Origin of the sequence: Cedecea neteri (assembly GCF_000757825.1) — a bacterium.
In the GTDB taxonomy this organism is placed as follows: domain Bacteria; phylum Pseudomonadota; class Gammaproteobacteria; order Enterobacterales; family Enterobacteriaceae; genus Cedecea; species Cedecea selenatireducens.
The window spans coordinates 1320488-1342059 of sequence record NZ_CP009451.1 but is presented as its reverse complement, the minus strand read 5'-3'; the positions used below and the strand labels follow the sequence as shown (position 1 = coordinate 1342059).

Below are 21572 nucleotides of genomic sequence, written 5' to 3'. Positions count from 1 at the left end.
CCGAATGCAGATCCGGAGGAAGGAAACAATAAGAAGAGCATGTGGGCGCTATTCATGATAAGAAACGTGAAAAAACAACGACCTGTCAATCTGGACCTGAAAACGATCCGGTTCCCCGTCACTGCAATCGCTTCCATCCTCCACCGCGTTTCCGGCGTGATCACATTTGTGGCGGTCGGCATTCTGCTTTGGTTGCTGGGATTGTCACTCTCATCTCCGGAAGGTTTTATCACCGCTTCCGCCGTGATGAGCAGCTTTATCGTTAAATTTATAATGTGGGGCATTCTGACGGCTCTGGCCTATCACGTCGTGGTGGGTGTCCGCCATCTGCTGATGGACTTTGGCTATCTGGAAGAGACCCTTGTAGCGGGCAAACGATCCGCACATATCTCCTTTGTTATTACCGTCGTGCTTTCAATTCTTGCAGGAGTCCTCGTATGGTAAGCAATGCCTCCGCATTGGGTCGCAATGGCGTGCACGATTATGTGCTGGTTCGCGCTACCGCCATCGTATTAACCCTGTACATCATCTACATGATTGGCTTCTTCGCTTTCACCAGCGAGCTGACCTATGACGTCTGGCACGGCTTCTTTGCCTCTGCCTTCACCAAAGTTTTCACCCTGCTGGCACTGTTCTCTATTTTGATCCATGCCTGGATTGGCATGTGGCAGGTGTTGACCGACTACGTTAAACCGCTGGCGATTCGCCTTCCTTTACAGCTGCTGATTGTTGTCGCGCTGTTGGTTTACGTCATTTATGGATTCGTTGTGGTGTGGGGTGTGTAATGAAACTGCCAGTCAGAGAATTTGATGCTGTAGTGATTGGTGCTGGTGGCGCAGGTATGCGCGCAGCGCTACAGATTTCCCAGAGCGGCCAGACCTGTGCGCTGCTTTCTAAAGTGTTCCCAACCCGTTCCCATACCGTATCCGCGCAGGGTGGCATCACCGTTGCGCTCGGTAATACCCATGAAGATAACTGGGAATGGCACATGTACGACACGGTAAAAGGTTCCGACTATATCGGTGACCAGGACGCCATTGAATATATGTGTAAAACCGGCCCGGAAGCGATTCTGGAGCTGGACCACATGGGCCTGCCTTTCTCCCGTCTGGAAAACGGCACCATCTATCAACGCCCGTTCGGCGGCCAGTCAAAAGACTTCGGCGGCGAGCAGGCGGCACGTACTGCCGCAGCGGCTGACCGTACCGGCCACGCGCTGCTGCACACCTTGTATCAGCAGAACCTGAAAAACCACACCACCATCTTCTCCGAGTGGTATGCGCTGGATCTGGTTAAAAACGCCGACGGCGCCGTTGTGGGCTGTACCGCGCTGTGCATCGAAACCGGGGAAGTGGTTTACTTCAAAGCCCGCGCGACCGTGCTGGCAACCGGCGGTGCAGGCCGTATTTATCAGTCCACCACCAACGCCCACATTAATACCGGTGACGGCGTAGGCATGGCTATCCGCGCTGGCGTACCGGTGCAGGATATGGAGATGTGGCAGTTCCACCCAACCGGTATCGCCGGGGCGGGGGTTCTGGTCACAGAAGGCTGCCGTGGTGAAGGCGGTTACCTGCTGAACAAACACGGCGAACGCTTCATGGAGCGTTATGCCCCGAATGCTAAAGACCTGGCGGGTCGTGACGTGGTGGCGCGTTCCATCATGATCGAAATCCGCGAAGGCCGTGGCTGTGATGGCCCGTGGGGGCCACACGCTAAGCTGAAACTGGATCACCTGGGTAAAGAAGTGCTGGAATCCCGCCTGCCGGGTATCCTGGAACTGTCCCGTACCTTCGCCCACGTAGATCCGGTGAAAGAGCCGATTCCTGTTATCCCAACCTGCCACTACATGATGGGCGGCATTCCGACCAAAGTGACCGGTCAGGCGCTGACCGTGAACGAGCAGGGTGAAGATGTGGTTATCCCTGGCCTGTTCGCCGTGGGTGAAATTGCGTGTGTTTCCGTGCACGGTGCAAACCGTCTGGGCGGTAACTCCCTGCTTGACCTGGTGGTGTTCGGTCGTGCTGTCGGCCTGCATCTGCAGGAATCCATTGCCGAGCAGGGCGACCTGCTTGACGCAACCGAAGCCGAAATCGACGCGTCCCTTGAGCGCCTTAACCGCTGGAACGGCAACCGTAATGGTGAAGATCCGGTGGAAATCCGTAAAGCGCTTCAGGAATGTATGCAGCACAACTTCTCGGTATTCCGTGAAGGTGACGCCATGGCCAAAGGTCTTGAGCAGCTGAAAGCGATCCGCGAGCGTCTGAAAAATGCCCGTCTGGACGACACTTCCAGCGAGTTCAACACCCAGCGCGTTGAGTGTCTGGAGCTGGATAACCTGATGGAAACCGCCTACGCCACCGCGGTGTCGGCAAACTTCCGTACCGAGAGCCGTGGCGCGCATAGCCGCTTCGACTTCCCGGATCGTGATGACGAAAACTGGCTGTGCCATTCCCTGTATCTGCCAGAGTCGGAGTCCATGACGCGTCGTAGCGTCAACATGGAACCGAAACTGCGTCCGGCGTTCCCGCCGAAGATTCGTACTTATTAATGCGGAGACAGGACAATGAAACTCGAATTCTCAGTTTATCGTTATAACCCGGACGTAGACGACGCGCCGCGTATGCAGGATTACACCCTGGAAGCGGAAGAAGGTCGTGACATGATGCTGCTTGACGCTTTAATGCAGCTGAAAGAAAAAGATCCTAGTCTGTCATTCCGTCGTTCCTGCCGCGAGGGCGTTTGTGGCTCTGACGGCCTGAACATGAACGGCAAAAACGGCCTGGCCTGTATCACGCCAATCTCGGCGCTCGGTAACGGCAAACAGAAGATAGTCATCCGTCCTCTGCCCGGCCTGCCGGTGATCCGCGATTTGGTGGTGGACATGGGGCAATTCTATACTCAATATGAGAAGATTAAGCCTTACTTGTTGAATAATGGGCAAAATCCACCCGCTCGCGAGCATTTACAGTCGCCGGAGCAGCGTGAAAAACTGGATGGTCTGTACGAGTGTATTCTTTGCGCCTGCTGCTCGACCTCCTGCCCATCGTTCTGGTGGAACCCGGACAAGTTTATTGGCCCGGCCGGCCTGCTGGCGGCGTATCGTTTCCTGATCGACAGCCGCGACACCGAAACGGACTCGCGTCTGGACGGCCTGAGCGATGCTTTCAGCGTATTCCGCTGTCACAGCATTATGAACTGCGTCAGTGTTTGTCCTAAGGGGCTGAACCCGACGAAAGCTATCGGCCATATCAAGTCGATGCTGTTGCAGAAAAGCGCTTAAGTAATAAGAGGGGAGTGCTGTTCCCCTCGCCCTGACCCTCTCCCCACAGGGGAGAGGGAACGGATTGCAGGAAATCTTTAAAAACTGCCCTACAAATCTTGTATAGAGACAGTTTTTAAAGGTTCCTTCGCGGGCCGCCCTCCACGGCAACAGGCTCGAAGAAAGTGAACCCTGGAACGTATACCTGTATACCCTACGGTGTGCGTTATAGTTATCCACGGCGAAATAAGCATAAATTTGCTTAAGGGATCACGATGCAGAACGGCGCGATGAAGCCCTGGCTGGACTCTTCCTGGCTGGCGGGCGCAAACCAGTCCTACATAGAGCAGCTCTATGAAGACTTCTTAACCGATCCTGACTCTGTTGATGCGCACTGGCGCAGCATGTTCCAGCAGTTAGCTGGCACCGGAGCGAGACCGGATCAATTCCATTCAAAAACGCGTGATTATTTCCGTCGTCTGGCGAAGGATGCCTCACGTTACTCCACCGCAATCACCGATCCTGACACTGACGTTAAGCAAGTTAAGGTTCTGCAGCTGATCAACGCCTGGCGTTTCCGCGGGCATCAGGCAGCAAACCTCGATCCGCTTGGCCTGTGGAAGCAAGAATCCGTTCCCGATCTGGATCCGGCTTTCCACAATCTGACGGATGAGGATCTGCAGCAGAGCTTTAACGTGGGGTCTTTTGCCGGCGGCAAAGAAACCATGAAGCTTGCGGATCTGATTGACGCTCTGCAACAAACCTACGGCGGCTCTATTGGCGCCGAATACATGCACATTACCAACACAGAAGAGAAACGCTGGATCCAGCAGCGCATTGAATCTGTGGTGGGCCAGTCAACCTTTACGCCGGAAGAGAAAAAACGCTTCCTGAGCGAGTTGACTGCAGCAGAAGGTCTGGAACGTTACCTGGGTGCCAAATTCCCCGGGGCGAAACGCTTCTCGCTGGAAGGCGGCGACGCGCTGGTTCCGATGCTCAAAGAGATGATTCGCCATGCCGGTAAGAGCGGCACGCGCGAAGTGGTGCTGGGTATGGCGCACCGCGGTCGTCTTAACGTGCTGATCAACGTTCTGGGTAAAAAACCGCAGGATCTGTTCGACGAATTTGCCGGTAAACATAAAGAGCACCTCGGCACCGGTGACGTGAAGTACCACATGGGCTTCTCTTCCGACGTGGAAACCGAAGGCGGCCTGGTTCACCTGGCGCTGGCGTTTAACCCGTCTCACCTTGAAATCGTTAGCCCGGTGGTTATCGGTTCCGTGCGTGCGCGCCTGGATCGTCTGGATAAGCCAGGCAGCAATCAGGTTCTGCCGATCACCATCCACGGTGATGCCGCCGTAGCCGGGCAGGGCGTGGTTCAGGAAACCCTGAACATGTCTAAAGCGCGTGGCTACGAAGTGGGCGGTACCGTACGTATCGTTATCAACAACCAGATTGGTTTCACCACCTCTAACCCGCTGGATGCTCGCTCCACGCCGTACTGTACCGATATCGGTAAGATGGTGATGGCGCCGATTTTCCACGTGAATGCGGACGACCCGGAAGCGGTTGCCTTCGTGACTCGTCTGGCGCTGGATTTCCGTAATACCTTCAAACGCGACGTGTTTATCGACCTGGTTTGCTACCGTCGCCACGGTCATAACGAAGCTGATGAGCCAAGCGCAACTCAGCCTGTGATGTACCAGAAAATCAAAAAACATCCGACCCCACGTAAGATTTACGCCGACAAGCTGGAGCAGGACAAGCTGGCCACGCTGGAAGATGCTACCGAAATGGTGAATCTGTACCGCGATGCGCTGGATGCCGGTGAATGCGTCGTCAACGAATGGCGTCCGATGAACATGCACTCCTTTACCTGGTCGCCGTACCTCAACCACGAGTGGGACGAAAGCTACCCGAACAAGGTTGAGATGAAGCGCGTGCAGGAACTGGCTAAGCGCATCAGCACCGTGCCGGAAGCCGTAGAGATGCAGTCTCGCGTGGCTAAAATTTACGGCGATCGTCAGGAAATGGCGAACGGTAACAAGCTGTTCGACTGGGGCGCAGCGGAGAACCTGGCTTACGCCACGCTGGTAGACGAGGGCGTGTCCGTCCGTCTGTCCGGTGAAGATGCGGGGCGCGGTACCTTCTTCCACCGTCATGCGGTTATCCATAACCAGAGCAACGGTTCTACCTATACGCCGCTGGCGCACGTGCATAACAGCCAGGGCATTTTCAAAGTCTGGGATTCCGTACTGTCTGAAGAAGCGGTGTTGGCCTTTGAATACGGTTACGCCACGGCAGAACCACGTACGCTGACCATTTGGGAAGCCCAGTTCGGGGACTTCGCTAACGGTGCTCAGGTCGTGATTGACCAGTTCATCAGCTCCGGCGAGCAGAAATGGGGCCGTATGTGTGGCCTGGTAATGCTGCTGCCGCATGGCTATGAAGGTCAGGGTCCGGAGCACTCCTCCGCGCGTCTGGAGCGTTACCTCCAGCTGTGCGCCGAGCAGAACATGCAGGTTTGTGTCCCGTCTACGCCGGCTCAGGTTTATCACATGCTGCGTCGTCAGGCGCTGCGCGGGATGCGCCGTCCGCTGGTAGTGATGTCACCGAAATCTCTGCTGCGCCATCCGCTGGCGGTTTCCAGCCTCGACGAACTGGCCAACGGCACTTTCCAGCCGGCAATTGGTGAGATTGACGAACTGGATCCTAAAGGCGTGAAGCGTGTAGTACTGTGTTCCGGTAAGGTTTACTACGACCTGCTTGAGCAGCGTCGTAAAAACGACCAGAAGGATGTGGCGATTGTGCGTATCGAGCAGCTCTATCCGTTCCCGCATCAGGCGGTACAGGAAGCGCTGAAACCGTTCGCTCACGTGCATGATTTTGTCTGGTGCCAGGAAGAGCCGCTGAACCAGGGCGCCTGGTACTGCAGCCAACACCACCTCCGCGAAGTGATTCCGTTTGGGTCTGCCCTGCGTTATGCAGGTCGCCCGGCCTCCGCCTCTCCGGCGGTAGGGTATATGTCCGTTCACCAGAAGCAGCAGCAAGATCTGGTTAATGACGCGCTGAACGTCGAATAAATTAAAGGATAAATAATGAGTAGCGTAGATATTCTAGTTCCTGACCTGCCTGAGTCCGTAGCCGACGCGACAGTGGCAACCTGGCATAAAAAACCGGGCGACAGCGTCAAACGTGACGAAGTGCTGGTTGAAATCGAAACTGACAAAGTGGTGCTGGAAGTCCCGGCCTCTGCGGACGGCATTCTGGAAGCGGTACTGGAAGACGAAGGCACGACCGTGACTTCTCGTCAGATTCTGGGTCGCCTGCGTGAAGGCAACAGCGGCGGGAAAGAAACCTCCGTCAAGTCTGACAGCAAAGAGTCTACCCCGGCTCAGCGTCAGCAGGCTTCTCTGGAAGAGCAGAATAACGATGCCCTCAGCCCGGCTATCCGCCGTCTGATCGCAGAAAATGACCTCGACGCCAGCGCTATCAAAGGCAGCGGCGTGGGTGGCCGTATCACTCGCGAAGACGTTGAAAAACACCTGAGCGAAGCAAAAACGAAACAGCCTGCACAGGCGAAAGCCGCAGAGGCTTCTCAGGCGCCGGTTGCTCCACTGGCTGGCCGCAGCGAAAAACGCGTGCCGATGACCCGCCTGCGTAAGCGCGTGGCCGAGCGTCTGCTGGAAGCGAAAAACTCCACCGCCATGCTCACAACCTTCAACGAAGTGAACATGAAGCCAATCATGGAACTGCGTAAGCAGTACGGTGAAGCGTTTGAAAAACGTCACGGCGTGCGTCTGGGCTTCATGTCCTTCTATATTAAAGCCGTGGTTGAAGCGCTGAAACGCTATCCGGAAGTGAACGCTTCCATCGACGGTGAAGACGTGGTTTACCACAACTACTTCGACGTTAGCATCGCGGTTTCTACCCCGCGTGGTCTGGTGACGCCAGTGCTGAAAGATGTTGATACCCTGGGTATGGCTGACATCGAAAAACGCATCAAAGAGCTGGCGGTGAAAGGCCGTGACGGCAAGCTGACCGTAGAAGAGCTGACCGGCGGTAACTTCACCATCACCAACGGCGGCGTCTTCGGTTCCCTGATGTCTACACCAATCATCAACCCACCGCAGAGCGCGATTCTGGGCATGCACGCCATCAAAGACCGCCCAATGGCGGTTGACGGTAAAGTAGAGATCCTGCCGATGATGTACCTGGCGCTCTCCTACGATCACCGTCTGATCGATGGCCGCGAGTCCGTGGGTTACCTGGTCGCTATTAAAGAGCTGCTGGAAGATCCAACTCGTCTGCTGCTGGACGTGTAGTCAAATAAGACTCTGGCGGGTGCTTTGACACCCGCCCCTACAACCAAATCTAACCTTACCCCGAGCGTTAATGCTCTTTATCTGGATGGATAGAACTCATGAACTTACACGAATATCAGGCGAAACAGTTGTTTGCTCGGTATGGTTTACCGGCACCCGTCGGTTACGCCTGCACCACACCGCGTGAAGCGGAAGAAGCCGCCTCTAAAATTGGCGCGGGTCCTTGGGTGGTGAAATGTCAGGTTCATGCCGGTGGCCGCGGTAAAGCGGGCGGTGTGAAAGTGGTTAACAGCAAAGAAGATATTCGCGCTTTCGCTGAGCACTGGCTGGGCAAACGCCTGGTAACTTATCAAACGGATGCAAACGGCCAGCCGGTTCACCAGATTCTGGTTGAAGCTGCGACCGACATCGACAAAGAGCTCTACCTGGGCGCGGTTGTTGACCGTAGCTCTCGCCGCGTAGTCTTCATGGCTTCCACCGAAGGCGGCGTGGAAATCGAAAAAGTGGCGGAAGAAACCCCGCACCTGATCCACAAAGTAGCGCTGGATCCGCTGGCAGGGCCAATGCCTTACCAGGGCCGTGAGCTGGCGTTCAAACTGGGTCTGGAAGGTAAACAGGTTCAGCAGTTCACTAAGATCTTTATGGGGCTGGCGGCGATTTTCCTCGAGCGCGATCTGGCGCTGATCGAAATCAACCCGCTGGTTATCACTAAGCAGGGCGACCTGATCTGCCTCGACGGCAAACTGGGCGCTGACGGCAACGCGCTGTTCCGCCAGCCGGATCTGCGTGAAATGCGCGACCAGTCTCAGGAAGACCCGCGTGAAGCTCAGGCTGCACAGTGGGAACTGAACTACGTTGCGCTGGACGGCAACATCGGCTGTATGGTTAACGGTGCGGGCCTGGCAATGGGCACCATGGACATCGTTAAGCTGCACGGCGGTGAGCCGGCTAACTTCCTTGACGTGGGCGGCGGTGCGACCAAAGAGCGCGTGACCGAAGCCTTCAAAATCATCCTGTCAGACGACAAAGTGAAAGCCGTTCTGGTGAACATCTTCGGCGGTATCGTACGCTGCGACCTGATTGCCGACGGCATCATCGGCGCGGTAGCCGAAGTGGGCGTTAACGTGCCGGTTGTGGTACGTCTGGAAGGTAACAACGCCGAACTGGGCGCGAAGAAGCTGGCGGATAGCGGCCTGAACATCATTGCAGCGAAAAGTCTGACGGACGCAGCACAGCAGGTTGTTGCTGCCGTGGAGGGGAAATAATGTCCATTTTGATCGATAAAAACACCAAGGTAATTTGCCAGGGCTTTACCGGCAGCCAGGGGACTTTCCACTCCGAACAGGCGATTGCCTACGGGACGCAAATGGTTGGCGGCGTGACGCCAGGCAAAGGCGGCACTGAGCACCTGGGCCTGCCGGTATTCAATACCGTGCGTGAAGCCGTAGACGCTACCGGCGCGACCGCTTCCGTTATCTATGTTCCAGCCCCGTTCTGCAAAGACTCCATCCTGGAAGCGATTGATGCAGGCATCAAGCTGATTATCACCATCACCGAAGGTATCCCTACGCTGGATATGCTGACCGTGAAGGTTGCGCTGGATGAAGCAGGCGTGCGCATGATCGGGCCTAACTGCCCGGGCGTTATCACCCCAGGCGAATGTAAAATCGGCATCATGCCGGGCCACATTCACCTGCCGGGCAAAGTGGGCATCGTTTCCCGTTCCGGGACGCTGACCTATGAAGCCGTTAAGCAGACTACCGACATCGGCCTCGGCCAGTCGACCTGCGTCGGCATCGGCGGTGACCCGATTCCTGGCTCCAACTTCATTGATATCCTGAAGATGTTCGAGGAAGATCCGAAAACCGAAGCCATCGTGATGATCGGTGAAATCGGCGGGAGCGCAGAAGAAGAAGCGGCGGCTTATATTAAAGAGCACGTGACCAAACCTGTTGTGGGCTACATTGCCGGCGTAACCGCGCCAAAAGGCAAGCGTATGGGCCATGCTGGCGCCATCATCGCGGGCGGGAAGGGGACTGCGGATGAGAAATTCGCTGCTCTGGAAGCCGCTGGGGTGAAAACCGTTCGCAGCCTCGCCGACATTGGCGACGCGCTGAAAGCTATTCTGCCGCAGTAAGCAGATGCCCCCGTGTAAGCGGGGGAAACAGTAATAATAAGTGTTCGACATGGTTGGCCACCCTGGGTGGCCTTTTTTTATGTTTGCTTCTTCAGGCCTTTGGTTCGTCCCCCGCTGAGCTGTGCTTTTCCTCTCTTGTATTTTTTTCCTGAATAATTTCATTAAGCGATATTTTCACGCTGTAACCTTATAAAAAATAATGATTTGTTAATTTGATTCATATTAAAGGTGAATTATTTGTGAATAATAAAAGGAAGGCATCAAAATCATGAAAGAACGGGCGTCATTAATATTGTAAAGATGATGCGGCAGACGGGGGGGCAATTTAAGGAAAGCCTTTAGATATCCGCTTAATGTTGAGAATACGGCGCATGTAATTAACCTAAAGCGAAGCGCTAAAACATATCGTTAACAACAATTTCACGATTAATTCTCCATTGAAAAATAATTAACATTACCGGTGTAAATTGTTTTGGATCAATGTTTAAAGCTGGCATTACGGGATATAAAGGGGCAAAATTGCTGTAGATCAAACTGGCCGAGTCACGGTGTTTTAGCTATAAATTGATCGCCGTCGTAAAACGTAAAAAACATTAAGCAAAGACCTGTTTATTGTAAGGGAATTGCAGGGTAATATAATTACGGGTTATTTTTGATTTTATTAACGTGTTTGTAACCTTTCACCTTTTGATTTCACATTTGAATAAAGTGGGCGATAAAAAGGGGTCTGGAAGCGAATGTATTTGTATTAGGGCATGCTTGTGGCAAACCTCCCGGTGAACCACAGTCGAAGTCTTCATGCGAAGAGCAAGGAGTCAAGATGTTTGATATTGTCGAACTGTCGCGCTTACAGTTTGCCTTGACCGCGATGTACCACTTCCTGTTTGTGCCATTAACGCTCGGTATGGCGTTTTTGCTGGCCATCATGGAAACGGTCTACGTTCTGTCAGGTAAGCAGATTTATAAAGATATGACCAAATTCTGGGGCAAGTTGTTTGCAATCAACTTTGCGCTGGGGGTGGCAACCGGTTTAACCATGGAGTTCCAGTTCGGGACTAACTGGTCTTACTATTCTCACTACGTCGGGGATATCTTCGGTGCGCCGCTGGCTATCGAAGGCCTGATGGCATTCTTCCTCGAATCCACCTTCGTTGGTCTGTTCTTCTTTGGCTGGGATCGTCTCGGCAAAGTTCAGCACATGGCCGTCACCTGGCTGGTGGCGCTGGGCTCTAACCTCTCCGCACTGTGGATTCTGGTCGCCAACGGCTGGATGCAAAACCCTATCGCTTCCGACTTCAACTTCGAAACGATGCGTATGGAAATGGTCAGCTTCTCCGAGCTGGTCCTGAACCCGGTTGCGCAGGTTAAATTTGTTCATACCGTGGCATCCGGCTACGTGTGTGGCGCGATGTTTGTGCTCGGTATCAGCTCTTACTACATGCTGAAAGGCCGTGACTTCGCGTTTGCGAAGCGCTCCTTCGCCATCGCGGCGAGCTTCGGTATGGCCGCCATTCTCTCCGTTATCGTGCTGGGTGATGAGTCCGGTTATGAAATGGGTGACGTGCAGAAAACCAAACTTGCCGCAATTGAAGCCGAATGGGAAACCCAGCCCGCGCCGGCTGCCTTTACCCTGTTTGGTATTCCTGACCAGGATAAACAAGAAAACCGCTTTGCTATCCAGATCCCTTACGCGCTGGGGCTTATCGCTACCCGCTCCGTTGATAAGCAGGTTACCGGCCTGAAAGAGCTGATGGTGCAGCACGAAGAACGTATCCGTAACGGGATGAAGGCGTACAGCCTGCTCGAGCAGCTGCGTAAAGGCTCTGCCGATCAAAGCGTGCGTGATGACTTCAACCATGTGAAGAAAGACCTTGGCTATGGCCTGCTGCTGAAGCGCTACACGGAAAACGTCACCGACGCGACCGAAGAGCAGATTCAGAAAGCGACCAAGGACTCTATTCCTCGCGTGGCACCGCTGTACTTCGCGTTCCGTATCATGGTGGGCTGTGGCTTCCTGATGCTGTTCATTATTGCTGCCTCCTTCTGGACCGTAACCCGCAACGCCATCGGTTCGAAAAAATGGCTGCTGCGCGCCGCGCTGTACGGTATTCCGCTGCCGTGGATCGCAATCGAGTCCGGCTGGTTTGTGGCTGAATACGGCCGTCAGCCGTGGGCGGTAGGTGAGGTTCTGCCGACGGCAGTGGCCAACTCTTCGCTAAGCGTGGGTGACCTGCTGTTCTCCATGATACTGATTTGCGGCCTTTACACGCTGTTTATGGTGGCGGAGCTGTTCCTGATGTTCAAATTTGCTCGCCTTGGGCCGAGCAGTCTGAAAACAGGACGCTATCACTTTGAGCAGTCCAACGTGGCTTCTCAGCCGGCACGCTAAGACAGGAGTCGTCAAATGATTGATTATGAAGTATTGCGTTTTATCTGGTGGCTGCTGGTCGGCGTCCTGCTGATTGGCTTCGCCGTCACCGACGGCTTCGACATGGGCGTGGGCATGCTGTCACGCGTGATTGGTCGTACCGACGTTGAGCGCCGCATTATGGTGAACTCCATTGCGCCACACTGGGACGGTAACCAGGTCTGGTTGATCACCGCCGGTGGTGCGTTATTTGCCGCCTGGCCAATGGTCTATGCCGCAGCCTTCTCCGGCTTCTACGTGGCGATGATTCTGGTGCTGGCTTCTTTGTTCTTCCGCCCGGTAGGTTTCGACTACCGTTCGAAGATTGAAGATACCCGCTGGCGTAACATGTGGGACTGGGGCATTTTCATCGGGAGCTTTGTGCCGCCGCTGGTCATTGGCGTGGCGTTCGGCAACCTCTTGCAGGGCGTGCCGTTCCACGTAGATGAATATCTGCGTCTCTACTACACCGGTAACTTCTTCCAGCTGCTGAATCCGTTTGGCCTGCTGGCCGGCGTTGTCAGCGTGTCGATGATTGTTGCTCAGGGTGCAACCTACCTGCAGATGCGTACCGTCGGTGAGTTACATCTGCGTGCTAAAGCGGCGGCTCAGATTGCCGCGCTGGTAATGATGGTTTGCTTCGCACTGGCAGGCGTTTGGGTGGTTTACGGCATCGATGGATACGTTGTGACCTCCGTATTGGATCATCATGCTGCCTCTAACCCGCTGACTAAAGAAGTCGCGCGTCAGGCCGGTGCCTGGATGGTTAACTTCAACAATATGCCAGGCCTGTGGGCAATTCCTGCGCTGGGCGTTGTGTTGCCGCTGCTGACCATTCTGATGTCTCGTCTGGAGAAGGGCGCTCTGGCGTTCATCTTCTCCTCACTGACGCTGGCCTGTGTGATCCTGACCGCCGGTATTGCTATGTTCCCGTTCGTGATGCCTTCCAGCACCATGATGAACGCTAGCCTGACCATGTGGGATGCGACATCCAGCCAGCTGACGCTGAATGTGATGACCTATGTTGCTATCGTGTTCGTACCCATCATTCTTCTCTACACCACCTGGTGTTACTGGAAAATGTTCGGTCGTATCACCAAAGAGCACATCGAAAGCAACTCCACCTCTCTGTACTAATAAGGAGCTGATTATGTGGTATTTTGCATGGATTCTGGGCACGCTTCTCGCGTGTGCATTCGGGATTATTACCGCGCTGGCTCTCGAGCACGTTGAGGCGAGCAAAGCCGGAAAAGAAGAGCACTGATGGAATACGTTATCGCGAAACTATACGCGGTAATGGACAAGAGCCCCTTGCGGGCTCTTTCCTTAGTGATGGCGCTGGTGCTGGCAGGGTGCATTTTTTGGGACCCGTCTCGTTTCGCCGCGAAAACGAGTGAGCTGGAGATTTGGCACGGCTTCCTGCTGATGTGGGGCGTTTGTGCCGGGATCGTTCACGGCGTGGGCTTCCGCCCAACCAAAGTACTTTGGCAGGGTATTTTCTGCCCGCTGATTGCCGATTTAGTGCTCATCGCTGGACTGCTATTTTTCTTCTTCTGAATGCCGTCGCGCATTCCCCCGCACGATGCAGAAATTATGGGCTTTAACAAGCCCATAAAAATTTACTTAACGTTTAAAACAATCCATTCCAAACCCTCATTCTCTTGCGTATAGTAAGCAGCGTTAAATTGTATTACCGGGATGTAAAGTGAGTACAACGCTGTTTCGATGGCCGGTTCGTGTTTACTACGAAGACACAGACGCCGGGGGTATGGTTTACCATGCCAGTTATGTTGCTTTTTACGAAAGAGCACGCACAGAGATGCTGCGCCAGCACAACTTTAACCAGCATTCCTTGTTGGCGGAGCGTGTCGCCTTTGTCGTACGCAGGATGACCGTTGATTATCTTGCGCCTGCCCGACTCGACGATTTACTCGAAATCCAAAGTGAAATTACATCGATGCGCGGCACTTCTATGGTGTTTACGCAGCGAATAGTCAACGCTGAAAATCAGTTACTGAACCAAGCTGAAGTGCTGATTGTTTGTGTTGATCCACACCTTATGAAGCCTCGTGCGCTTCCCAAGTCTATTGTCGCGGAGTTCAAGCAGTGACTGACATGAATATCCTTGATTTGTTCCTGAAGGCTAGCCTTCTGGTCAAATTTATCATGTTGATTTTGATTGGTTTTTCCATCGCATCATGGGCAATCATCATTCAGCGAACGCGTATCCTTAATGCCGCCAGCCGTGAAGCTGAGGCGTTTGAAGACAAGTTCTGGTCCGGGATCGAACTGTCTCGCCTGTATCAGGAAAGCCAGGGCCGTCGCGAAAGCCTGAGCGGTTCTGAGCAAATTTTCTATTCCGGTTTTAAAGAGTTCGCGCGTCTGCATCGCGCAAACACCCACGCGCCAGAAGCCGTGGTTGAGGGAGCATCCCGTGCGATGCGTATCTCAATGAGCCGCGAGCTGGAAACGCTGGAAACCCATATTCCTTTCCTTGGCACCGTTGGTTCCATCAGCCCGTACATCGGTCTGTTTGGTACGGTGTGGGGGATCATGCATGCGTTTATCGCCCTCGGTGCGGTGAAGCAGGCAACGCTGCAAATGGTTGCACCGGGTATTGCTGAAGCGCTGATTGCGACTGCGATTGGTCTGTTTGCCGCTATTCCGGCCGTTATGGCGTACAACCGCCTGAACCAACGCGTGAACAAACTGGAATTGAATTACGACAACTTCATGGAAGAGTTCACGGCTATCCTGCACCGTCAGGCTTTTACCAGCAGCGAAAAGCAGTAACAAGGGGTAAGTCATGGCCAGACGCGGACGTGGTCGTCGTGAGCTGAAGTCAGAAATTAACATCGTTCCATTGCTGGACGTGCTGTTGGTGCTGCTGCTGATCTTTATGGCAACGGCGCCGATCATCACCCAGAGCGTCGAGGTGGATCTGCCGGATGCGACAGATTCCCAGACCGTCAGCAGTAACGATGAGCCGCCGGTCATTATCGAAGTGTCCGGGGTAGGGCAGTACAGCGTAGTGGTTGAAAAAGATCGTATGGATCAGCTGCCGTCAGAGCAGGTTGTTGCGGAAGCGCAGCGCCGCCTGCAGGCAAATCCTAAAACGGTCTTTTTGATCGGCGGTGCAAAAGATGTTCCGTATGACGAGATCATCAAGGCGCTGAATCTGTTGCATCAGGCGGGCGTGAAGTCCGTCGGTTTGATGACACAGCCAATCTGATCCATTTCGCTTAAAACGTTTGGGAACCGAGAGTGTCAAAGGCAACCGAAGAGAACGCTAAATTAAAACGAGCGATCGTCGTTTCAGTGGTGCTGCACATCATTTTGATTGGCATCCTGATCTGGAGCTCGTTTGATGAGCACATTGATGCATCCGCGGGCGGTGGCGGTGGTTCTTCTATTGACGCGGTGATGGTTGACCCGGGTGCGGTAGTGGATAACTACAATCGCCAACAGCAGCAGCAGGCAAGCAGCAAACGTGCCGCCGAGCAGCGTGAAAAACAGGCGCAGCAGCAGGCAGAAGAGCTTCAGCAAAAACAGGCGGCGGAGCAACAGCGCCTGAAAGAGCTGGAGAAAGAGCGTTTAGCGGCTCAGGAGCAGGCAAAAGCGCAGGCCGAGCAGCAGAAGCAGGCTGAAGCGGCCGCGAAGCAGGCTCAGGAACAGCAGAAACAGGCTGAGACCGCTGCCGCTGCTGCGAAAGCAAAAGCCGATGCGCAGGCGAAAGCTCAGGCTGATGCCCAGGCGAAGGCTGCGGAAGAAGCGGCGAAGAAAGCCGCGGCGGACGCTCAGAAGAAAGCGACTGAAGAAGCGGCGAAGAAAGCGGCTGACGCAGAGAAAAAAGCGGCCGCAGACGCTGCCGCAGCAGCGAAGAAAGCTCAGCAGGATGCTGAGAAAAAAGCTGCAGATGCTGCCGCTAAGAAAGCTGCGCAGGATGCCGAGAAGAAAGCTGCCGCAGAGGCCGCGAAAGAGGCTGCTGCCGAAAAAGCGGAAGCGGCTAAACAGGCTGCTGCCGAAAAAGCAGCGGCTGAAAAGGCTGCCGAGAAGGCCGCCGCTGATAAAGCTGCCGCCGCGAAAGCCGCAGCAGACAAGAAAGTGGCTGCTGACGCGAAGAAAAAGGCTGCTGCTGAGAAAGCCGCTTCTGACAAAGCCGCAGCGCAGGGCGTTGACGACTTATTCGGTGATTTAAGCTCAGGTAAGAATGCACCGAAAACGGGCGGTGGGGCGAAAGGTAATGCCGCAGCCGCCGCCGGAAAAGGGAATAATAAAAACAACGGCGCAAGCGGCGCAGAGATCAACGGCTACGCAGGTCAGATAAAGGCAGCGATCGAGAGCAAGTTCTATAACGATCCTTCGTTTGCCGGTAAGACCTGTTCACTGCGGATCAAGCTGGCGCCGGACGGCCTTCTGCTTGATATCAAGCCAGAAGGTGGCGATGCGGCACTTTGCCAGGCTGCCGTTGCGGCAGCGCGTCTGGCGAAGATTCCTAAGCCGCCAAGCGAAGCTGTTTATGAAGTCTTCAAGAACGCACCGATCGACTTTAAGCCTTAACGCGGTTTTCCCCGCCACAACGGGGAAAGCACACTAAGCTGAGTTACAGGGTTTTGGTAGTTTTGTGTATTTGGGTTTGTTAACATTCTGCTAAATTATCGTGGGCTTTCCGCCCGGATAAGGGAGATATGATGAAGCAGGCATTTCGTGTAGCGTTAAGTTTCTTAATGCTGTGGGCAGCGGTGCTGCACGCAGAAGTTCGTATCGAGATCACCCAGGGTGTCGACTCTGCTCGTCCAATTGGTGTGGTTCCGTTTACCTGGGCAGGCCCTGGCGCCGCGCCTGAAGATATTGGTGGCATTGTTGCTGCCGACCTGCGTAACAGCGGTAAATTCAATCCTCTCGACAGATCTCGCCTGCCTCAGCAGCCGGGTTCTGCTCAGGAAGTTCAGCCTGCAGCCTGGACCGCGCTCGGTATTGACGCCGTCGTGGTAGGTCAGGTTACGCCAAACGGCGACGGGAGTTACACCGTTGCTTACCAACTGGTCGACACCTCAGGTGCGCCGGGCACGGTGCTGGCCCAGAACTCCTACAAAGTGAACAAGCAGTGGCTGCGTTATGCAGGCCACACCGCCAGTGACGAAGTGTTTGAGAAGCTGACCGGGATTAAAGGCGCATTCCGTACCCGTATTGCTTACGTTGTACAGACCAATGGCGGCCAGTTCCCGTATGAGCTGCGTGTTTCTGATTACGATGGCTACAACCAGTTTGTGGTTCACCGTTCTCCGCAGCCGCTGATGTCTCCTGCATGGTCTCCGGACGGCAGCAAACTGGCTTACGTGACCTTCGAAAGCGGCCGTTCTGCGCTGGTTGTGCAGACGCTGGCTAACGGCGCAGTGCGTCAGATTGCTTCGTTCCCGCAGCACAACGGCGCACCGGCATTCTCTCCGGACGGTTCTAAGCTGGCGTTCGCGCTGTCTAAAACCGGTAGCCTGCAGCTGTACGTGATGGACCTGGGTTCTGGCCAGATTCGTCAGGTGACTGAAGGTCGCAGCAACAATACCGAACCAACCTGGTTCCCGGACAACCAAACCCTGGCCTATACCTCTGACCAGGCGGGTCGTCCACAGATTTATAAAGTCAGTATTAGTGGCGGTGCTCCGCAGCGTCTTTCCTGGGAAGGTGGTCAGAACCAGGATGCCGATGTCAGTGCCGATGGTAAAATTATGGTAATGGTCAGCTCCGCTAGCGGTCAGCAGCACATTGCCAAACAGGATCTGGTAGCGGGTGGCGTAACAACTTTATCGTCAACGTTCCTGGATGAAACGCCAAGTCTGGCACCTAACGGCACTATGGTAATCTACAGCTCTTCTCAGGGGATGGGATCCGTGCTGAATTTGGTTTCAACAGATGGGCGTTTCAAAGCGCGTCTTCCGGCAACTGATGGACAGGTCAAATTCCCTGCCTGGTCGCCGTATCTGTGATAACAATATTGATTATTAAAGGATCAAAGAAATGCAACTGAACAAAGTGCTGAAAGGGCTGATGATTGCTCTGCCGGTTATGGCTATCGCGGCGTGTTCTTCTAACAAGAGCGCCAACAATGGTCAGAGCGGTGAAGGTATGCTGGGTGCCGGCACTGGTATGGACGCTAACGGCCACGGCAACATGTCTTCTGAAGAGCAGGCTCGTCTGCAGATGCAACAGCTGCAGCAGAACAACATCGTTTATTTCGGTCTGGACAAATACGATGTTAGCTCTGAATTCGCTGCAATGCTGGATGCGCACGCTAACTTCCTGCGTAGCAACCCGTCTTACAAAGTGACCGTAGAAGGTCATGCGGATGAGCGCGGTACCCCAGAGTACAACATCGCCCTGGGCGAACGTCGTGCTAACGCCGTTAAAATGTACCTGCAAGGTAAAGGCGTTTCTGCAGACCAGATCTCCATCGTTTCTTACGGTAAAGAAAAACCTGCAGTACTGGGTCATGACGAAGCGGCATACGCTAAAAACCGTCGTGCCGTACTGGTTTACTAAGAGAATCGCATGAGCAGTAACTTCAGACATCACTTGTTGAGTCTGTCGTTACTGGTTGGCATAGCGGCCCCCTGGGCCGCTAATGCTCAGGCGCCAATCAGTAGTGTCGGCTCAGGCTCGGTCGAAGACCGTGTCACTCAACTCGAGCGTATTTCTAACGCTCACAGTCAGCTTTTGACCCAACTCCAGCAACAACTCTCCGATAACCAGAATGATATTGATTCCCTGCGCGGTCAGATTCAGGAAAACCAGTATCAGCTGAATCAGGTTGTGGAGCGTCAAAAGCAAATTTTGCTGCAGATGGATAGCCTTAGCGGCGCGGCTGCGGGAGCAGGGCAACAGCCTGCTGCCGGTGCCTCTCAGGGGGCGACCACGCCGGACGCAGGAGCCTCTAACGCGGCCCCTGCGGCTCCAGCGCAGGGCGGTGACGCAAACAGCGATTACAATGCAGCCATCGCGCTGGTGCAGGATAAATCGCGCCAGGACGATGCCATCAACGCCTTTCAGAGCTTTGTGAAGAAGTATCCGGATTCAACTTATCTGCCGAACGCCAACTATTGGCTCGGTCAGTTGAATTACAACAAAGGTAAAAAGGATGATGCGGCGTTTTATTTTGCCTCCGTGGTGAAAAATTACCCGAAATCACCGAAGGCTCCGGACGCCATGTTTAAGGTCGGCGTGATCATGCAGGACAAAGGCGACGTCGCAAAAGCGAAAGCCGTCTACCAGCAGGTCGTAAAACAGTATCCGGGAACCGACGGTGCAAAGCAGGCTCAAAAACGCCTGAACGCACAGTAATGCTTGCGGCCTGACCAGATATCGTCGTTTTTCTGGTCTTGCCGTGCGAAACGTAAGCAGTTGAACGATATGCGTCAAAATTATTGTTGCGTCAAAATCTTAAATCAGTAATATATGCCGCCGTTGCCAAGGGATACGAAACAAACCCAAAGTGACGCAAAAGTGGGTCGTTAGCTCAGTTGGTAGAGCAGTTGACTTTTAATCAATTGGTCGCAGGTTCGAATCCTGCACGACCCACCACTTTAAAGTAATAAGCTGTAGTCAGGCGTGAAGGGTTCGAACCTGCAGCAGGTTTGAGTTGAGCGAAAGCGAAACAACGTTGTGATAACAACGACCCGAAGGGTGATAATCATCCTGCACGACCCACCACTTTAAAGTAGATGCAGTAAAGAAGTTTGCAGTAACCGCACAGCGGGTCGTTAGCTCAGTTGGTAGAGCAGTTGACTTTTAATCAATTGGTCGCAGGTTCGAATCCTGCACGACCCACCATCTTTTAAGATGAAAATTGTAAGTGAATCGTGAAGGGTTTGAACCTGCAGCAGGTTCTAATCTAGTGCAGCAAAACTTCAAAGCAGTAACCGCATACAGCGGGTCGTTAGCTCAGTTGGTAGAGCAGTTGACTTTTAATCAATTGGTCGCAGGTTCGAATCCTGCACGACCCACCAAATTCAAACTAAAGCGCCTTCAGGCGCTTTAGTTGTTTCTGGAGCAAGGACTATTATGTGCAGGATAACGTCGTTGCTTGCGACGACGGCCCGAAGGGCGAGCATAGCGAGTCATCCTGCACGACCCACCAATGTAGGAAGGCGCCCTAAAGGCGCCTTTTTGCTATCTGCGATTTGAAAAATCACGCTTATCAAACACAGCCTTCCTCATTTTCTTTTTCTCTCACAGCACCAGGCAATTCCTCACGACATTTTGATTAAATTTCGCTATCTTGTTTAGCATATAAAACAGTGAATGCAGGTAATAGCGTAAATCACGCTTAATACGGCCTGTTATGTTAAGTCAGTAAAACGAGATTGCATGATGAGCGTAATGTTTGATCCGGAAACGGCGATTTATCCATTTCCACCTAAACCAGCTCCGCTAAGCGGGGACGAAAAGCAGTTCTATCGTGAAAAAATTAAGCGCCTGCTCAAAGAGCGGAATGCGGTGATGGTGGCTCACTACTACACTGACCCGGAAATCCAGTCTCTCGCAGAAGAGACGGGCGGTTGTATCTCTGACTCGCTTGAGATGGCTCGCTTTGGCGCTAACCATCCTGCTTCTACGCTGCTGGTGGCGGGCGTTCGTTTTATGGGGGAAACGGCGAAAATCCTCAGCCCTGAGAAAACAATTTTGATGCCAACCCTCAATGCCGAGTGTTCATTGGATCTTGGCTGCCCGATTGAGGCATTCAACGCGTTTTGCGACCAGCACCCCGATCGTACCGTCGTCGTCTATGCTAATACCTCTGCGGCGGTAAAGGCCCGGGCCGACTGGGTGGTTACGTCCAGTATTGCCGTTGAGCTGATTGAACATCTGGACAGTCTGGGAGAAAAAATTATCTGGGCGCCCGATCGCCATCTTGGCGGCTACGTTCAAAAGCAGACCGGGGCTGATGTGCTGTGCTGGCAGGGGGCCTGTATTGTTCATGATGAATTTAAAACTCAGGCCCTGGCACGCATGAAGGCGCTGTACCCTAATGCAGCCGTATTGGTACACCCTGAGTCGCCGCAGGCGGTGGTTGATATGGCCGATGCCGTGGGCTCGACCAGCCAGCTGATTAACGCGGCAAAAACGCTGCCTCATCAGCAGCTGATTGTGGCAACGGATCGCGGGATATTTTATAAAATGCAGCAGGCGTGTCCGGATAAAGAGTTGCTGGAGGCTCCTACTGCAGGGGAAGGAGCAACCTGTCGCAGCTGTGCACATTGTCCGTGGATGGCAATGAACGGGCTTAAAGCGATTGCTGAGGGACTGGAGCAGGGTGGCGCTGCGCACACCATAGAAGTGGACGCTGCGCTGCGTGAAGGGGCTCTCGTTCCGCTTAATCGTATGCTCGAGTTCGCGGCAGAGTTACGTCGGACGATAAAAGGCAACGCGTAAGATAATTACGCTCTG

General features: G+C 53.9%; 20 protein-coding genes, 3 tRNA genes and 1 other RNA gene. All 24 read left to right on the top strand.

The window, feature by feature from the left end; translation table 11 throughout:
* Window positions 1–39: 39 nt before the first annotated feature.
* The 24 genes from sdhC to nadA all read left to right on the top strand — a co-directional run bounded on the left by sdhC (window position 40) and on the right by nadA (window position 21557).
* Window positions 40–444: a succinate dehydrogenase cytochrome b556 subunit gene (gene sdhC, locus JT31_RS06055; RefSeq protein ID WP_038474595.1), complete on the top strand. Its 405-nt coding sequence runs from the start codon at window positions 40–42 to the stop codon at window positions 442–444.
* The gene (gene sdhD, locus JT31_RS06050; protein WP_038474592.1) at window positions 438–785 is read left to right on the top strand and encodes a succinate dehydrogenase membrane anchor subunit; all 348 of its coding nucleotides are present in this window, start codon (window positions 438–440) and stop codon (window positions 783–785) included. Before sdhC ends, sdhD begins: the two co-directional genes overlap by 7 nt.
* On the top strand, window positions 785–2551 hold the full coding sequence (gene sdhA, locus JT31_RS06045; protein WP_038474589.1) for a succinate dehydrogenase flavoprotein subunit: 1767 nt from the start codon (window positions 785–787) through the stop codon (window positions 2549–2551). Before sdhD ends, sdhA begins: the two co-directional genes overlap by 1 nt.
* A 15-nt stretch (window positions 2552–2566) precedes the next feature.
* Window positions 2567–3283, top strand: coding sequence for a succinate dehydrogenase iron-sulfur subunit SdhB (gene sdhB, locus JT31_RS06040; RefSeq protein WP_038474586.1), 717 nt, complete (start codon window positions 2567–2569; stop codon window positions 3281–3283).
* A gap of 254 nt (window positions 3284–3537) precedes the next feature.
* A complete protein-coding gene (sucA, locus tag JT31_RS06035; protein ID WP_038474583.1) occupies window positions 3538–6345 on the top strand; it encodes a 2-oxoglutarate dehydrogenase E1 component in 2808 nt (935 codons plus the stop codon).
* Between the two features lie 15 nt (window positions 6346–6360).
* Entirely contained in the window at window positions 6361–7587 is a 1227-nt protein-coding gene (odhB, locus tag JT31_RS06030; RefSeq protein ID WP_038474580.1) for a 2-oxoglutarate dehydrogenase complex dihydrolipoyllysine-residue succinyltransferase, read from the top strand.
* A 98-nt stretch (window positions 7588–7685) separates the two neighbouring features.
* Window positions 7686–8852 carry an ADP-forming succinate--CoA ligase subunit beta gene (sucC, locus tag JT31_RS06025; protein WP_038474577.1) on the top strand — a complete coding sequence of 389 codons (1167 nt, stop codon included), beginning with the start codon at window positions 7686–7688 and terminating at the stop codon, window positions 8850–8852.
* On the top strand, window positions 8852–9724 hold the full coding sequence (gene sucD / locus JT31_RS06020) for a succinate--CoA ligase subunit alpha (RefSeq protein WP_038474574.1): 873 nt from the start codon (window positions 8852–8854) through the stop codon (window positions 9722–9724). Before sucC ends, sucD begins: the two co-directional genes overlap by 1 nt.
* A gap of 820 nt (window positions 9725–10544) precedes the next feature.
* Window positions 10545–12113 carry a cytochrome ubiquinol oxidase subunit I gene (gene cydA / locus JT31_RS06015; RefSeq protein ID WP_038474571.1) on the top strand — a complete coding sequence of 523 codons (1569 nt, stop codon included), beginning with the start codon at window positions 10545–10547 and terminating at the stop codon, window positions 12111–12113.
* 15 nt (window positions 12114–12128) lie between these two features.
* Window positions 12129–13268, top strand: a complete 1140-nt coding sequence (cydB, locus tag JT31_RS06010) for a cytochrome d ubiquinol oxidase subunit II (protein ID WP_038474568.1) — start codon at window positions 12129–12131, stop codon at window positions 13266–13268.
* Between the two features lie 13 nt (window positions 13269–13281).
* On the top strand, window positions 13282–13395 hold the full coding sequence (gene cydX / locus JT31_RS23005; protein ID WP_008456153.1) for a cytochrome bd-I oxidase subunit CydX: 114 nt from the start codon (window positions 13282–13284) through the stop codon (window positions 13393–13395).
* Entirely contained in the window at window positions 13395–13688 is a 294-nt protein-coding gene (gene ybgE, locus JT31_RS06005) for a cyd operon protein YbgE (protein WP_038474565.1), read from the top strand. Before cydX ends, ybgE begins: the two co-directional genes overlap by 1 nt.
* Window positions 13689–13836: 148 nt before the next feature.
* Window positions 13837–14241: a tol-pal system-associated acyl-CoA thioesterase gene (ybgC, locus tag JT31_RS06000; protein ID WP_008456156.1), complete on the top strand. Its 405-nt coding sequence runs from the start codon at window positions 13837–13839 to the stop codon at window positions 14239–14241.
* A complete protein-coding gene (tolQ, locus tag JT31_RS05995; protein WP_038474561.1) occupies window positions 14238–14924 on the top strand; it encodes a Tol-Pal system protein TolQ in 687 nt (228 codons plus the stop codon). Before ybgC ends, tolQ begins: the two co-directional genes overlap by 4 nt.
* 13 nt (window positions 14925–14937) lie before the next feature.
* Window positions 14938–15363 (top strand): colicin uptake protein TolR, encoded by a 426-nt coding sequence (tolR, locus tag JT31_RS05990; protein WP_008456166.1) that lies wholly within the window; start codon window positions 14938–14940, stop codon window positions 15361–15363.
* Window positions 15364–15395: 32 nt separating this feature from the next.
* Window positions 15396–16691, top strand: coding sequence for a cell envelope integrity protein TolA (gene tolA / locus JT31_RS05985; RefSeq protein ID WP_038474558.1), 1296 nt, complete (start codon window positions 15396–15398; stop codon window positions 16689–16691).
* Window positions 16692–16822: 131 nt separating this feature from the next.
* Complete coding sequence (gene tolB / locus JT31_RS05980; RefSeq protein WP_038474555.1) at window positions 16823–18115, top strand: Tol-Pal system beta propeller repeat protein TolB; 1293 nt, start codon at window positions 16823–16825, stop codon at window positions 18113–18115.
* A gap of 31 nt (window positions 18116–18146) precedes the next feature.
* Window positions 18147–18668, top strand: a complete 522-nt coding sequence (gene pal, locus JT31_RS05975) for a peptidoglycan-associated lipoprotein Pal (RefSeq protein WP_008456172.1) — start codon at window positions 18147–18149, stop codon at window positions 18666–18668.
* 9 nt (window positions 18669–18677) lie between these two features.
* Window positions 18678–19466 carry a cell division protein CpoB gene (gene cpoB, locus JT31_RS05970; protein ID WP_038474550.1) on the top strand — a complete coding sequence of 263 codons (789 nt, stop codon included), beginning with the start codon at window positions 18678–18680 and terminating at the stop codon, window positions 19464–19466.
* A gap of 164 nt (window positions 19467–19630) precedes the next feature.
* Window positions 19631–19706 (top strand) — tRNA-Lys (locus JT31_RS05965).
* A 13-nt stretch (window positions 19707–19719) separates the two neighbouring features.
* Window positions 19720–19835, top strand: a non-coding RNA gene (locus tag JT31_RS23000) — RtT sRNA.
* A gap of 44 nt (window positions 19836–19879) precedes the next feature.
* A tRNA-Lys gene (locus tag JT31_RS05960) sits at window positions 19880–19955 on the top strand.
* Between the two features lie 100 nt (window positions 19956–20055).
* Window positions 20056–20131, top strand: a tRNA-Lys gene (locus JT31_RS05955).
* Between the two features lie 364 nt (window positions 20132–20495).
* Window positions 20496–21557, top strand: a complete 1062-nt coding sequence (gene nadA / locus JT31_RS05950; protein ID WP_038482836.1) for a quinolinate synthase NadA — start codon at window positions 20496–20498, stop codon at window positions 21555–21557.
* Window positions 21558–21572 lie beyond the last annotated feature (15 nt).